This window comes from Pseudomonas sp. RIT-PI-AD (assembly GCF_025642785.1).
Lineage (GTDB): Bacteria > Pseudomonadota > Gammaproteobacteria > Pseudomonadales > Pseudomonadaceae > Pseudomonas_T.
Genome location: NZ_JANZKU010000026.1, coordinates 47582 through 61546 on the forward strand (window position 1 = coordinate 47582; position 13965 = coordinate 61546).

Consider the following 13965-nt stretch of genomic DNA (forward strand, 5'->3'; position numbering starts at 1 on the left):
CGGGGCGAGGACGGGTTTATCCGACGGTTTTTCCCCCGGATGGAGCGGGGGGCGCGCCCTTTTCGGCGCGTTGGCGCGGGTTTGCCGACCCCACGCCATCAGCCGAACAGGCAGTTGCGGCCTTGCTGCTTGGCCTGGTAGAGCGCGCTGTCCGCCCGGGCGATCAGGCATTGCAGGCTGTCGCCGGGGTGCATCTCGCCGAGGCCGATGGAGACGGTGACGCCGGGCAGCATGCCCACCGGCGAATAGAAGGAGGGAATCTGCTCCAGGCTCTGGCGGAGCCGCTCGCCGATGCCGCGGGCCTCCTCGAGGGCGATTTCCGGCAGCAGGATGACGAACTCCTCGCCGCCGTAGCGCGACATGCTGTCCTTCGGCCGCAGCTGGTTGCGCAGGGTATGCGCCACCAGACACAGGGCATAGTCGCCCGCCAGGTGCCCGTGCTGGTCGTTGTAGACCTTGAAGTGGTCGACATCCATCATCAGCATGCACAGCGGCTCGTTGTTATAGCCGCAGCGGGTGCTCTCGCGTTCGTAGATGTGTTCCAGCCAGCGCCGGTTGAACAGCCCGGTGAGGGTATCGACGTTGGCATTCTGCTCGGTGTCCAGAAGGATCCGGTTGCCCTGGCGCACGCGGTCGCAGAGCAGTTCCAGCAGGTTCTGCATGAGTTGCGGCGATTGCTGGAACAGGTTCACCAGCGCCTGGCGGTGCAGGCGCAGCACCGTGGTCGGCTCGGTGGCCACCACGTAGGCCGAGGGGTGGTCGTTGTCGATGAAGCTGATCTCGCCGGCGCACTCGCCCGGGCCCAGGGTGGACATCGGCTGGTTGTCGAGGGAGCCGAGGTAGACCTTGAGCTGGCCGTGAAGAACCAGGTAGAGGTATTTGTTGCGGTTGAACGGCGAGAGCACGATCTCGCCGGTTTCCAATTCCCAGGCACGAAAGACCTTGAGCAGCTCTTTGAGACTGCCGGCGGCGACCTTGTGGAATAGCCGCGCTTGTCTGATTTGCTGCAGGTCCTCCTGCCAGTGCGCGCTTTTCATAGAGATCCGGATATGGCAATGCAGGCGTGTGGCATCGCAAGCGCTTCCCTTCGTCGAGGCGAAACCATTTTCGACACTAAGCGTGTGCCGTTGCCCTGACAATCCTCGAAAAACCCCTGGCCGACCGGCGGCGCGCTGGGACGGCTCTCAGGTGTGACGCAGTTCGTATTTCAAGGCGAAATCCTGCAAGGTCTCCTCCAGCCGATAGCGCGCGCGGGTGTCGAGGGGAGGTGTGTGGATCACGGCTTTCTGCCCGTTCAGGGCGTCCGGCACCACGTCGATGCGGACCCCTGGGACCTGGGTTTCCAGCTCCGCATACAGAACCCGACGAATGGCATCCTGGCGGAGGGCCGGCTTGTAGGTTTTGCCGACCGCGGTAAGGGGCAGGCTGTCGACGATCCAGATGTCCTTCGGCACTGCCGCGCGTTCGGCGATGTGCGCGGCCGCGTGCTCCAGCAGGTCGGCTTCCGCCACCTGTGCGCCCGCCACCAGTTGCACGTAGGCCACCGGCAGTTCCCCGGCCCTGCGGTCCGGCTTGCCCACCGCGGCGGCCAAGGCCACGGCGGGATGCCGGTGCAGCGCTTCCTCGATCATCTGCGGGTCGAGGTTGTGGCCGCCGCGGATGATCAGGTCCTTGCTTCGGCCGGTGAGCCAGAGGTAGCCGTCGGTATCCATCCGCCCCAGGTCGCCGGTGTTGAACCAATCGCCGTCGACCCAGATGTCCCGATTCTTGTCGGCGTGCAGGTAGCCCCGGAAGACCGTGGCGCCGCGGATGCACAGGGCGCCGATTTCGTTCTCGGCGGCATCGCGCAGGTAGGTGCCTTGTTCGTCGAGCAGGGCGATCTTCACCTCGCAGTAGGGCATGCGCAAGCCGATGGAGCCCGCACGGCGTTCGCCGCCCGCGGGGTTGGCGCTGGTGCCGCAGGTGCCCTCGGTGAGCCCGTAGCCTTCGATCAGGCTGAGGCCGGTCTTGCGCTCGAACTGGCGAATCAGTTCCACCGGCATGGGGGCGGCGCCGCACAGCGCATAGCGCAGGCTGGAGAGGTCGTAGCCTTCGCTGGGGACTTGCAGCAGGGCCGCGTAGATGGTCGGCACGCCGCTGAAGAAGGTCACCCGGTGGCGCTCGATGATCGACCAGAAGTTCTGGATCAAGGTGGGCGTGCGATAGCCCTGCGGGGTCGCCAGCAGGACTTCGGCGCCGGTATAGAGCGGCGCCAGGCCGGTCACCATCATGCCGTTGACGTGAAACAGCGGCAGCCCGCACAGGGTGGTGTCGTTTTCGCCGAAATCCGCCGCCATGGCCATGCTGAAGGCCATGACCACTTCGTTGCGGTGGGTGTGCGGCGCCAGTTTCGGCGTGCCGGTGGTGCCGCCGGTGTGGAAGTAGGAAGCGATGTCGTCCGCCTGGATGACCCGGCCGCTTTCCAGGTGATCCGCGGGGCAGGCGGCGATCAACTCGTCGAAGTCGAGCACGCCTTCCGGAAGCGGGCCGCGCTGGCCCTTGATGATTTCGATCATCGGCTCCGGCAGCAGGTTGGCCATGTCCACGGTGACGATGGCCTTCAGTTCCGGTAACTCGCCGCGCAGGTGGGCCACCTTGTCCCAGAGGTCGCTGCCCGGGAAGGGCGCCAGGGTCACCAGGATGTCCGAGCCGGCGGCGCGGATCAGCTCGGCGATGTGTTCGGCCTCGAGCAGGGGATTGATGGCATTGACGATGCCCGCCGCTTCGCCGCCCCAGAGGGTGAAGTGGGTCTGCGGCAGGTTCGGCAGCAGGAAGGAGACCGCCCGGCCCGGCCGCAGCCCGAGGCGGTGGAAGGCGTTGGCGGTCTGGGTGATGCGGGCGAAGAGCTCGGCATAGGTCAGCCGGTACGGCTGTTCCTCGGCATTGCCTTGGAGGATGAAGGTCAGCGCCGGCGAGGCCCCATGGCGGGCTGCGCTGCGCGCCAGCAGCTCATAGGTGCTGGCCGGCAGGTCGCGGGCTTCCAGCGGGGTTTCTTCGATGAGTTCGATGTCGCGCAGTGAAGTGATGGACACGGGTCGCTCCGGCAAAGGTTCTCGTCAGCCTAGGGCTCAGTTCAAGCGTTCGCCCAGCCAGTCGGCGATGTCGCGGATTTCCGCGGGCAGCACTTCGTGGGCCATGGGGTATTCGCGCCAGCTTGCCGTCACGCCGTTGGCGAGTAAACGGTCATAGGCGGCGCGGCCCATGGCGGGCAGCACCACATCGTCGCGATTGCCGTGCAGGCAGAGCACCGGAATGTGGCGCGCGGCATCGTCCAGTTGCAGGTCCTCGGCGAAGGTGGGCGCGTAGGTGGAGAGCGCCAGCACGCCGCCGAGCGCGCCTTTCCAGCGCAGGAAGGCGGCATGCAGCACCACCGCGCCGCCCTGGGAGAAGCCGGCGAGGAAAATCCGCGCCGGGTCGATGCCGGCGTCACGCTGCGCTTCGATCAGGTCGATGACGCCCTGCGCCGAATGCTCCAGCTGGTCCTGGTCGATGGCCCTGGCCGGGCTCGTGGCGAGGATGTCGTACCAGGAAGGCATCGCCCAGCCGCCATTGATGGTCACCGGCCGGGTGGGTGCCTGCGGCAGGATGAAGCGGGTGCTGTCCAGGTGAACCTGCAGGGCCTCCGCGACGGGATGGAAATCGTGGCGGTCGGCCCCGAGGCCGTGCAACCAGATGACGCAGGCGTCCGCCTGGCGCGTGGGCTCAAGGATCAGCGGATCGTGCATGGGTGACTCCGAAAAGGTGCGGGCGCACCGGCATGGTGCGTCGTGCTGGCAATTGAATGGCAAAACTGTGAAGTAGATGTCGCAACCCTGAAAGTCAGCCACTTGACCTGAGCGAAACCAGCGGTCGCGAGCGAACTGGTACGACGCTTGCTAAACCACAGGGGATTCAGCCGTGTGCGCACAGCCGGTAACACTCTATACCACCTGCTCGAGCACGTTGGCAGCGGAATGGACTGGCTTCATCCCGTGAATGGTCGTCGAACGTCGGTAACGATGCGCGCGGCAGTCGATCCGTCTCATGCCCGTTCAACCCACGGGCGAGGAGTGGCGAAGGTACGCAGGGCGTGCTCGACGCCGGTCCTCGGGCCGCACCCCGGGCGATCCCAACGGATCGCACGCGCCTCATGAGGGCGGGGTAAGGCCGAGACTCCAACACAACAAAGCGACTGGAGGTTTTGATGAAGATGGTGAAATCCACCCTGGCTGCACTGACCGCGCTGGCGATCATCGGCGCGAGCGGCATGGCCCAGGCCGGCGCGACCCTGGATTCGGTCAAGAAGAAAGGCTACGTGCAGTGCGGCATCAGCGACGGCTTGCCGGGCTTCTCCTACGCCGACGAGAAGGGCAATTACCTGGGGATCGACGTGGACGTGTGCCGGGCGGTCGCCGCCGCGGTGCTGGGCGATGCCAGCAAGGTCAAGTACAGCCCGCTGACCGCCAAGGAGCGCTTCACCGCGCTGCAGTCTGGCGAGGTCGATGTCCTCTCGCGTAACAGCACCTGGACCAGCTCGCGTGACGCGGCGATGGGCCTGAACTTCGTCGGCGTGACCTATTACGACGGCCAGGGCTTCCTGGTGAACAAGAAGCTCGGCGTCTCCAGCGCCAAGGAACTCGACGGCGCCACCGTGTGCATCCAGGCGGGCACCACCACCGAACTCAACCTCGCCGACTATTTCCGCGCCAACGGCCTGAAATACACCCCCATCACCTACGACACCTCCGACGAAAGCGCCAAGTCCCTCGAGTCCGGGCGCTGCGACGTGCTGACCTCCGACCAGTCGCAACTCTATGCGCAACGCATCAAGCTGGCCTCGCCCGACGACTACGTGGTACTGCCGGAAGTGATCTCCAAGGAGCCCTTGGCACCGGCGGTGCGCCAGGGCGACGAGGAGTGGTTCGATATCGTCCGTTGGACGCTGTTCGCGCTGATCAACGCCGAAGAGCTGGGCGTCACCTCGAAGAACGTCGAAGAGCAGGCCAAGAGCACCAAGAACCCCGACGTCGGCCGCCTGCTGGGCACCGAGGGCGAGTTCGGCAAGGACCTGAAGCTGCCGAAGGACTGGGCGGTGCAGATCGTCAAGCAGGTCGGCAACTACGGTGAGGTCTTCGATCGCAACGTCGGCGCGGGAAGCTCGCTGAAGATCGAACGCGGCCTCAACGCCCTATGGAACAAGGGCGGTCTGCAATACGCACCTCCGGTGCGTTGACCGTTCACCGGCGCCGTCGGACGGCGCCGGTGCGTTTCCATGTCGAGAGGACTCCACGGCCCGCGAACACGGGCCGTCGGGGTTCCTAGAGGGCTATCATGCAAAACCCTGCCAATGCCCCGCGCGCCCATTCGTTACTGACCGATCCCAAGGCGCGCGCGTGGCTGTTCCAGATCATCGCGGTGATCGCGGTAGTCGCCTTCGGGTGGTACCTGTTCCAGAACACCCAGCACAACCTGCAACAACGCGGCATCATTTCCGGCTTCGGCTTCCTCTCCAACAGCGCCGGCTTCGGCATCTCGCAACACCTGATCGACTACACCGAAAGCGACAGCTACGCGCGGGTGTTCGTCATCGGCCTGCTGAACACCCTGCTGGTGTCGGTCATCGGGATCGTCCTGGCGACCCTGATCGGGTTCGTCCTGGGGGTCGCCCGGCTATCGCCGAACTGGCTGGTGCGTAAGCTGGCCACTGTTTATATCGAGACTTTCCGCAACATTCCGCCCCTGCTGCAAATCTTCTTCTGGTACTTCGCGGTCCTGCTGCCCCTGCCCGGGCCGCGGCAGAGCCTGAGCATGGGAAGTGGTTTCTTCGTCAACAACCGTGGCCTGTACATGCCGGCTCCGGGCATCGGCGAGGGGTTCTGGCCATTCGGCCTGAGCCTGCTGGTGGCCGTGATAGCCATCCTGGTGCTGGGGCGCTGGGCCCGTGCGCGCCGCGAGGCCACCGGACGGCGCTTCCCGCTGCTGCTGGTGAGCCTGGGCCTGCTGGTCGCGCTCCCGGGACTGAGTGCGCTGGTGTTCGGCAACCCCTTCCTCTGGAGCGTGCCGCAACTGCAGGGCTTCAACTTCCGCGGCGGTTGGGTGGTGATCCCCGAGCTGATCGCCCTGACCCTGGCACTGACCGTGTATACCGCGGCCTTCATCGCCGAGAACGTGCGCGCCGGCATCCAGGCGGTCAGCCATGGCCAGACCGAGGCGGCGCGCTCCCTCGGCCTGCAGCCGGGCAAGATCCTGCGCCTGGTGATCGTGCCCCAGGCCTTGCGGGTCATCATCCCGCCGCTCACCAGCCAATACCTGAACCTGGCGAAGAACTCCTCGCTGGCCGCCGGCATCGGCTATCCAGACATGGTCTCGCTGTTCGCCGGCACCGTGCTCAACCAGACCGGCCAGGCCATCGAGGTGATCGCCATCACCATGAGCGTCTACCTGGCCATCAGCATCAGCATTTCGATCCTGATGAACGCCTACAACAAGCGCATCGCGCTGATCGAGCGGTAGGGAGACGCCCATGCTTACCCATACGTTCAAAGCCGACCAGCCGCCGCCGCGGTTGAGCGTCGGCTTCATCGGCTGGCTGCGCGCCAACCTGTTCTCCGGCTGGTTCAATACCCTGCTGACCCTGGTGGCGTTCGGCCTGGTCTGCCTGCTGCTGCCTCCACTGATCAAGTGGGCGTTGCTCGACGCGGACTGGAGCGGCACCACCCGTGCCGACTGCACCGGGGAGGGCGCCTGCTGGGTGTTCGTCAAGGCGCGCTTCGGCCAGTTCATGTACGGCTTCTACCCGAGCGAGTTGCGTTGGCGGGTGAACCTCACCGTGCTGCTGGCGATCGTCGGCGCGGCACCGCTGTTCATCGGCCGCATGCCGCGGAAACTGCCCTACGGGCTGGCGTTCCTGGTGATCTATCCGCTGCTGGCCTACTGGTTGCTGCATGGCGGACTGGGCCTGCGGGTGGTGTCCAGCAGCCAGTGGGGCGGTCTGATGCTGACCCTGGTGATCGCTGCCGTCGGCATCGCCGGCGCCTTGCCGCTGGGGGTGCTGCTGGCCCTGGGTCGGCGTTCCAAGATGCCGGCGATCAAGGTCATCTGCGTCACCTTCATCGAGTTCTGGCGCGGGGTGCCGCTGATCACCGTGCTGTTCATGTCCTCGGTGATGCTGCCGCTGTTCCTGCCCGAGCAGCTCAGCATCGACAAGCTGTTGCGCGCCTTGATCGGGGTCATCCTGTTCCAGTCGGCCTATGTCGCCGAGGTGGTCCGCGGCGGCCTGCAAGCCATCCCCAAGGGCCAGTACGAGGCCGCCAGCGCCATGGGCCTCGGCTACTGGCGGATGATGGGCCTGGTGATCCTGCCGCAGGCGATGAAGCTGGTCATCCCGGGGATCGTCAACACCTTCATCGCGCTGTTCAAGGACACCAGCCTGGTGATCATCATCGGCCTGTTCGACCTGCTCAACAGCATCAAGCAAGCCACTACCGACCCGGCCTGGCTGGGCATGGCCACCGAAGGCTACGTATTCGCCGCCCTGGTGTTCTGGATTTTCTGTTTCGGCATGTCCCGCTATTCCCAGCGCCTGGAGCGCAGGCTGGACACCGGCCACAAGCGTTAGGAGTCGCATCATGAACGAAGCAAGCAAGCAGCCCAGCGTCGAGCCGATCATCCAGTTGCAGAGCGTGAACAAGTGGTATGGCCAGTTCCATGTGCTGAAGGACATCAACCTGGACGTTCGCCCGGGCGAACGGATCGTGCTGTGCGGCCCCTCCGGCTCCGGCAAGTCCACCACCATCCGCTGCATCAACCGGCTGGAGGAACACCAGCAGGGGCGCATCGTGGTCGACGGCACCGAGTTGAACAACGACCTCAAGCGTATCGAAGCCATCCGCAGCGAAGTCGGCATGGTGTTTCAGCACTTCAACCTGTTCCCGCACCTGACCGTGTTGCAGAACTGCACCCTGGCGCCGATGTGGGTGCGCAAGATGCCGCGGAAGGAGGCCGAGGAGGTCGCCATGCATTTCCTGCGGCGGGTGCGCATTCCCGAGCAGGCCAACAAGTACCCCGGGCAACTGTCCGGTGGTCAGCAGCAGCGCGTGGCGATCGCCCGGGCCTTGTGCATGAAGCCGAAGATCATGCTGTTCGACGAGCCCACGTCGGCGCTCGATCCGGAAATGGTCAAGGAAGTGTTGGACACCATGGTCGGCCTCGCCCAGGACGGCATGACCATGCTCTGCGTGACCCACGAAATGGGCTTCGCCCGTACCGTGGCGGATCGGGTGATCTTCATGGACAAGGGAGAGATCGTCGAACAGGCGGCGCCCGATACCTTCTTCGACAACCCGCAGAACGAACGTACCCGGCTGTTCCTCGGCCAGATCCTGCACTGACCGCACGTCCGGCGCGGCTCCCGGGCCGCGCCGGATGGCTCTACCCTCCCTCCGGCCACGCGCCGCGCGCCTTCGCGCGATCCTCCCGGCGTTGCCGCCCGGGCCGACGAATCGACGTCGTTCCCCAGCGTCCGAGCGTTTTCCCCGGATTCGTTGTCCCATGCCCCCGGCACGCCAGCTGAACGGAACGGCTTTCGCCATCGGGGCGGTTTTGCCCTGTGCTAAGATTCGCCGCCAAACCGGAGGTTTCCCATCCCGATGTTCGTACAATCCGCCCGATGAACCCGTCGAAAGTGTGCAGCGGTGGGTAAACCTGCATGTCGGTAATTCACATTGCCATCGTTTCCCACGGGCATTCGTCCGAAATATCGGACAATCACTGCCTGCTCGAACTGCTTGGCGCGCCCGGCGTCCGCCTGCTCGTGGTGGATAACCTGGGGCAGCCCGCCTTGCGCAGCTACTGCCAGGAAAAGGGCATTCCCTACCTGAAGAATGCCGGCCGTACGCGGGGTTTCGGTGCCAACAACAATCTGGCCTTCAAATATTTCAAAGAGCATGCCGGGCTGAAGGCCTCGGACATATTCATCTGCTGCAATCCCGACGTCGAGTTTTCCCGGCGCGCCCTGGAGAAGTTGCGCGAAGAAATATCCGCGCACCCCAGTTCTCTCTATGCGATCAATCTTTATACTGACCGTTCTTACGAAAAGGCCGACACCTCCATTCGCCATTTCCCAAGAGTGAAGGACTACTACTGGATGATCATGGGCTGGGGCAATCCTGCACGCATCGACAGGGACGAGTTTCGCGCGCCATCGCGTTGCGATTGGGCCGCGGGCTCTTTCCTGGTCTTCAACGCCGGCATGTTCGAAGCGCTCGGCGGTTTCGACGAGGGCTATTTCATGTACTTCGAGGACACCGACATCTGTCTGCGCGCGTGGCGCCGGTTCGGCGAGCGTGTCCTCTACCTGCCCTCGGTCAAGGCCTACCACAAGGGCGGTTTTCATAACCGCAACCTGTTCTCGCCGCACTTCTATTGGTACCTGGGCAGCATGCTGCGGTATTTCCGACGCTTCTATTTGGGTGGGAGACGCCCGCCCCGTCTGACGGAGGTGGGCCATGGCTGAAACCTGTCTGGTGACCGGCGCCAACGGATTCGTCGGGCGCACCCTGTGCGAGCGCCTGGTCGCGGAGGGCTGGCAGGTGCGTCGCGCCATGCGGCGCGCCGAGCCGGGGCACGACTGCATAGGCGTCGGCGATATCGACGGCGCTACCGACTGGTCGAGCGCCCTGGCCGGCGTCGCGACCATCGTGCATACCGCCGGCTGTGCCCACGTGTTGAAACCCGATGGCCGGGACATGGAGGCGGAATACCGCACCATCAACGTCGACGGCACCCTCAACCTGGCCCGCCAGGCGATGGCGGCGGGGGTCCGGCGATTCGTGTTCGTCAGTTCGATCAAGGTCAATGGCGAAAGCACCCGGCCCGGCGCGCCCTTCACGCCGTTCGACCGGCCCGCCCCGGAAGATGCCTATGGCCGCTCCAAGTGGGAAGCGGAACAGGGGTTGCGCGCCTTGTGCGAGGGCAGCGCCATGGAGTTCGTGATCGTCAGGCCCCCGCTGGTGTACGGGCCGGGCGTGAGGGCCAATTTCGCCGCCCTGATCCGCCTGGTGCGCAGCGGTTTGCCGCTGCCCCTGGGGCGGCTGGACAATCGCCGCAGCCTGGTGGCGCTGGATAACCTGGTGGATCTACTGGTCCTGTGCCTCCGGCACCCGGCCGCTGCCGGCCAAACCTTCCTGGTGCGTGACGGCGAAGACCTCTCCACCACCGAGCTGGTCCGTCGCCTGGCCGTCGCGACGGAGCGCCCGAGCCGTTTGCTGCCGATGCCCGGTTTCGCCCAGCGGGCCATGCTTTTGCTGGGGCAGGATCGCCTGCACAAACGCCTCTACGGCTCCCTGCAGGTCGATGACAGCGCCACCCGCGAACGCCTCGGCTGGCAGCCCGGCCTGAGCGTCGACCAGGGCTTGCGCCGTGCCGTATCCGTAGCCGAAGGACAATAATGATCCTGTCTTGCCTGACCTTCCTGCTCGCCCTGACCCTGACCGGGCTGATGCGTTACCTCGCCCTGCACAAGAACCTGTTGGACGTGCCGAACGCGCGCAGCTCGCACTCGACCCCGACCCCGCGGGGCGGGGGCATCGCCATCGTGGCCGCCTATCTCGCGGCCTTGACCTTCCTGTTCGCCACCGGCGAACTGCCGCTCTGGACCTGGCTGGGGCTGGCGGCGAGCGCCGGCGCGGTGGCGCTGATCGGCTTCATCGATGACCTCGAGCACGTTCCGGCGCGCTGGCGCCTGCTGGTGCACGGGGGCGCCGCGGCCTGGCTGCTGGCGTGCGTGGGCGGATTGCCGGCGCTGGACGTGCCGTTGCTCGGCACCCTGGACGCCGGCTGGCTGGGTACGGCGCTGTTGTGGGTGTTCCTGATCTGGTTGATCAACCTGTACAACTTCATGGACGGCATCGACGGCATCGCCGCGGCCCAGGCCGTCACCGTGTGCCTGGGCATGGCGTTCCTGTCCTGGTATGCGGGGCACGGTGAGATCGGGCTGCCGCTGGGGCTGCTGGCCATGGCGGCGCTGGGTTTCCTGGTGTGGAACTTCCCGCCGGCGAAAATCTTCATGGGCGACGTGGGCAGCGGTTTTCTCGGCGTCGCGCTCGGCGGGCTGATGACCTGGCAGGCGCAAATGGCCAACGAATTGATCTGGGCCTGGTTGATCATGCTCGGCTCTTTCGTGGTGGATGCCAGCCTGACCCTGTTGTGCCGCCTTCTGCGCGGCAAGCGGGTCTACGAGGCCCATCGCAGCCATGCCTACCAGTCCGCGTCGCAGTTGGCCGGGGCGCATCGGCCGGTGACCCTGGCGGTGATCGCCCTCAACCTGTTCTGGCTGCTGCCCTGTGCCTGGTTGGCGATCGCCGGCGTGCTGCCGGGCTTGGTGGCGCTGGTGATCGCCTACGTGCCGCTGCTGCTGCTGGCCCTGCATTTCCGCGCCGGCTTCGATGAGCTGGAGATGAGTTCGGCGAGGCGTTCCTGATGGCATTGAAGCCCTGGCTGCTCGGCCTGAGTCGGCGCAAGAAACGCGCCCTGCAAGTGATCACGGACATCATGCTGATCTGGCTGGCCCTGTGGCTGGCGTTCGGCATTCGCCTGGGCATCGAAAACGCGTTCAAGCCCTTCGACGAATACCTCTGGCTGTTCATCGCCGCGCCCCTGACCGCCTTGCCGTTCTTCGTGCGCATGGGGCTCTATCGCGCAGTAATGCGCTACGTCGGCAACGACGCGCTGCTGGCCATCGGCAAATCCATCACCCTGTCGGCGCTGCTGCTCACCCTGGTGATCTTCCTGATGCAGCCGGACAAGCTGATGCCGCGCTCGGTGGTGTTCATCTATTGGTGGCTGGCGCTGTGCATGGTGGGCGGTCTGCGTCTGCTGATGCGCCAGTACTTCATGGGCGACTGGTTCTCCAGCGGCACCATCCTGCCGTTGCATACCGAGGCCGAGGTGCGCAAGGTCGCCATCTACGGGGCCGGGACCGCCGGCAACCAATTGCTGGCGGCGCTGCGCCAGGGTCGGATCCTGCGACCGGTGGCGTTCATCGACGACGCCCCGGAGATCGCCACGCGGATCATCGCCGGCCTGCGCGTGTACAAGCCCAAGCACATCGAACAGATGATCCGCGAGACCGGTGCGGAAGAGGTGCTGCTGGCGATCCCGTCCTCCTCGCGGATGCGCCGCCGGGAAATCCTCGAGTCGCTGGAAGGCTATCCCCTGCGGGTGCGCAGCGTGCCGGACGTCAACGACCTGGCCCAGGGCCTGGTCGAGGTCGACGACCTGCGCGAGGTGGACATCGGCGACCTGTTGGGCCGCGATGTGGTGCCGCCGCGCCAGGAGCTGTTCGAGCGTTGCATCCGCGGCCAGGTGGTGATGGTCACCGGGGCCGGCGGCTCCATCGGCTCCGAGCTGTGCCGGCAGATCCTCACCTGCGAACCGGCGGCGCTGATCCTGTTCGAGCATTGCGAATACAACCTTTATTGCATCCAGAATGAGCTGGAGCGGCGCATCCGCCACGACGCCTTGTCCGTCGAGCTGTTGCCGATCCTCGGCTCGATCCGCCACTCCGGGCGCCTGCTCGACGTGATGCGCACCTGGAAGGTCAACACCCTCTACCACGCCGCCGCCTACAAGCACGTGCCCATCGTCGAGCACAACATCGCCGAGGGCGTGCTGAACAACGTGCAGGGTACCCTGATGACCGCTCAGGCCGCCGTGCAGGCCGGAGTGAGCCATTTCGTCCTGATCTCCACCGACAAGGCGGTGCGCCCGACCAACGTGATGGGCAGCAGCAAGCGCCTCGCGGAAATGGTCTTGCAAGCCCTCAGCCATGAGCCGGCGCCCGTGCTGTTCGGCGACAGCGTGGGCGTGCACCAGGTCAACAAGACGCGCTTCACCATGGTCCGTTTCGGCAACGTGCTGGGCTCCTCCGGTTCGGTGATCCCGGTGTTCCACGAGCAGATCAAGCGCGGCGGGCCGGTCACCGTCACCCACCCGAGCATCACCCGCTATTTCATGACCATCCCCGAGGCGGCGCAGCTGGTGATTCAGGCAGGCGCCATGGGCCAGGGCGGCGACGTGTTCGTACTGGACATGGGCCAGCCGGTGAAGATCGCCGACCTGGCGGAAAAGATGATCCACCTCTCGGGGCTCTCGGTGCGCTCCGAGCAGAATCCCAGCGGCGATATCGCCATCGCCTTCACCGGCTTGCGTCCGGGCGAGAAGCTTTACGAGGAACTGCTCATCGGCGACAACGTCAGTCTCACCGAGCACCCGATGATCAAGCGGGCCGACGAAGAGCACCTGCCCTGGGAAGCCTTCAAGCTGGTGCTGGCCGAATTGTTCAAGGCCGTGGAGCGGGACGACTACGATCGGGTCCGCCAACTGCTGCGACAGGCGGTGAGCGGCTACAGTCCCGAGGGCGAAATCGTCGACTGGATTCACCGGCAAAGAAATTTGTGATGTCGATTTGACAGCTCGGAACGAGACGCTATTTTGTTCCTGCGGCTTAGGAAAAGCCGCGCAATCAATCGATGAAAAAGGAATCTCATCATGCGCAAGAACGTCGTTTCTTCCCTTCTGTTCGCCCTCCTGACCAGCTTCTCCGTCGCCTCCCTGGCGGCCGTCGAGAGCACCGCGCCGGAATCCGCCGTCACCCATGCCAAGGCTGTCGCCACGGCGCCGGCGACCGACCGGGTCAACCTCAACACCGCCGATCCCGACACCCTGGAGAAGGGGTTGGTGGGAATCGGCGGGGTTAAGGCCCGGGCCATCGTGGACTATCGCGAGGCCCACGGCCCGTTCACTTCGGTGGACGAGCTGCTGGAGGTGAAAGGGATCGGTACCGCGACGCTGGAGAAAAACCGTGATCGACTGACCCTCGACTGAGGCACGATCCAAGGTGAAAAGGCCGGTCTCTGACCGGCCTTTTTCGTTGTCTCTCGTTTTGCC

At 65.2% G+C, this 13965-nt stretch carries 12 protein-coding genes; 9 read left to right on the forward strand and 3 right to left on the reverse strand.

The features are described 5' to 3' along the window. Positions 1-98: 98 nt before the first annotated feature. The 3 genes from OGL92_RS18760 to OGL92_RS18770 form a co-directional block, all read right to left on the reverse strand. Positions 99-1037: a GGDEF domain-containing protein gene (locus OGL92_RS18760; protein WP_263146514.1), complete on the reverse strand. Its 939-nt coding sequence runs from the start codon at positions 1035-1037 to the stop codon at positions 99-101. 147 nt (positions 1038-1184) lie between these two features. Continuing rightward, positions 1185-3086: an acyl-CoA synthetase gene (locus OGL92_RS18765; RefSeq protein WP_263146516.1), complete on the reverse strand. Its 1902-nt coding sequence runs from the start codon at positions 3084-3086 to the stop codon at positions 1185-1187. A gap of 21 nt (positions 3087-3107) precedes the next feature. Next, positions 3108-3764: an alpha/beta hydrolase gene (locus tag OGL92_RS18770; RefSeq protein ID WP_263146519.1), complete on the reverse strand. Its 657-nt coding sequence runs from the start codon at positions 3762-3764 to the stop codon at positions 3108-3110. Positions 3765-4222: 458 nt separating this feature from the next. Here OGL92_RS18770 and OGL92_RS18775 point away from each other — a divergent pair, with 458 nt between their 5' ends. The 9 genes from OGL92_RS18775 to OGL92_RS18815 all read left to right on the forward strand — a co-directional run bounded on the left by OGL92_RS18775 (position 4223) and on the right by OGL92_RS18815 (position 13902). Further along, the gene (locus tag OGL92_RS18775) at positions 4223-5251 is read left to right on the forward strand and encodes an amino acid ABC transporter substrate-binding protein (protein WP_263146520.1); all 1029 of its coding nucleotides are present in this window, start codon (positions 4223-4225) and stop codon (positions 5249-5251) included. Between the two features lie 98 nt (positions 5252-5349). After that, positions 5350-6531, forward strand: a complete 1182-nt coding sequence (locus tag OGL92_RS18780; protein ID WP_263146523.1) for an amino acid ABC transporter permease — start codon at positions 5350-5352, stop codon at positions 6529-6531. Between the two features lie 10 nt (positions 6532-6541). Continuing rightward, entirely contained in the window at positions 6542-7636 is a 1095-nt protein-coding gene (locus OGL92_RS18785; RefSeq protein ID WP_263146525.1) for an amino acid ABC transporter permease, read from the forward strand. A 10-nt stretch (positions 7637-7646) separates the two neighbouring features. Continuing rightward, entirely contained in the window at positions 7647-8408 is a 762-nt protein-coding gene (locus tag OGL92_RS18790) for an amino acid ABC transporter ATP-binding protein (RefSeq protein ID WP_263146527.1), read from the forward strand. Positions 8409-8725: 317 nt separating this feature from the next. Beyond that, the gene (locus tag OGL92_RS18795; RefSeq protein WP_263146530.1) at positions 8726-9532 is read left to right on the forward strand and encodes a glycosyltransferase family 2 protein; all 807 of its coding nucleotides are present in this window, start codon (positions 8726-8728) and stop codon (positions 9530-9532) included. Then, positions 9525-10466 carry an NAD-dependent epimerase/dehydratase family protein gene (locus tag OGL92_RS18800; RefSeq protein ID WP_263146533.1) on the forward strand — a complete coding sequence of 314 codons (942 nt, stop codon included), beginning with the start codon at positions 9525-9527 and terminating at the stop codon, positions 10464-10466. The genes OGL92_RS18795 and OGL92_RS18800 overlap by 8 nt, the downstream gene beginning before the upstream one ends. Continuing rightward, on the forward strand, positions 10466-11497 hold the full coding sequence (locus OGL92_RS18805; protein ID WP_263146536.1) for a glycosyltransferase family 4 protein: 1032 nt from the start codon (positions 10466-10468) through the stop codon (positions 11495-11497). The genes OGL92_RS18800 and OGL92_RS18805 overlap by 1 nt, the downstream gene beginning before the upstream one ends. Further along, positions 11497-13476, forward strand: coding sequence for a nucleoside-diphosphate sugar epimerase/dehydratase (locus tag OGL92_RS18810; RefSeq protein ID WP_263146539.1), 1980 nt, complete (start codon positions 11497-11499; stop codon positions 13474-13476). The genes OGL92_RS18805 and OGL92_RS18810 overlap by 1 nt, the downstream gene beginning before the upstream one ends. Before the next feature lie 90 nt (positions 13477-13566). After that, positions 13567-13902 carry a ComEA family DNA-binding protein gene (locus OGL92_RS18815; protein ID WP_263146541.1) on the forward strand — a complete coding sequence of 112 codons (336 nt, stop codon included), beginning with the start codon at positions 13567-13569 and terminating at the stop codon, positions 13900-13902. Positions 13903-13965 lie beyond the last annotated feature (63 nt).

What these genes read in the sequence shown, in the direction of transcription:
- OGL92_RS18760 (WP_263146514.1), bottom strand. Translation starts at nt 1,037, where the DNA reads ATGAAAAGCGCGCACTGGCAGGAGGACCTGCAGCAAATCAGACAAGCG.
- OGL92_RS18770 (WP_263146519.1), bottom strand. Translation starts at nt 3,764, where the DNA reads ATGCACGATCCGCTGATCCTTGAGCCCACGCGCCAGGCGGACGCCTGC.
- OGL92_RS18775 (WP_263146520.1), top strand. Translation starts at nt 4,223, where the DNA reads ATGAAGATGGTGAAATCCACCCTGGCTGCACTGACCGCGCTGGCGATC.
- OGL92_RS18780 (WP_263146523.1), top strand. Translation starts at nt 5,350, where the DNA reads ATGCAAAACCCTGCCAATGCCCCGCGCGCCCATTCGTTACTGACCGAT.
- OGL92_RS18785 (WP_263146525.1), top strand. Translation starts at nt 6,542, where the DNA reads ATGCTTACCCATACGTTCAAAGCCGACCAGCCGCCGCCGCGGTTGAGC.
- OGL92_RS18790 (WP_263146527.1), top strand. Translation starts at nt 7,647, where the DNA reads ATGAACGAAGCAAGCAAGCAGCCCAGCGTCGAGCCGATCATCCAGTTG.
- OGL92_RS18795 (WP_263146530.1), top strand. Translation starts at nt 8,726, where the DNA reads ATGTCGGTAATTCACATTGCCATCGTTTCCCACGGGCATTCGTCCGAA.
- OGL92_RS18800 (WP_263146533.1), top strand. Translation starts at nt 9,525, where the DNA reads ATGGCTGAAACCTGTCTGGTGACCGGCGCCAACGGATTCGTCGGGCGC.
- OGL92_RS18805 (WP_263146536.1), top strand. Translation starts at nt 10,466, where the DNA reads ATGATCCTGTCTTGCCTGACCTTCCTGCTCGCCCTGACCCTGACCGGG.
- OGL92_RS18810 (WP_263146539.1), top strand. Translation starts at nt 11,497, where the DNA reads ATGGCATTGAAGCCCTGGCTGCTCGGCCTGAGTCGGCGCAAGAAACGC.
- OGL92_RS18815 (WP_263146541.1), top strand. Translation starts at nt 13,567, where the DNA reads ATGCGCAAGAACGTCGTTTCTTCCCTTCTGTTCGCCCTCCTGACCAGC.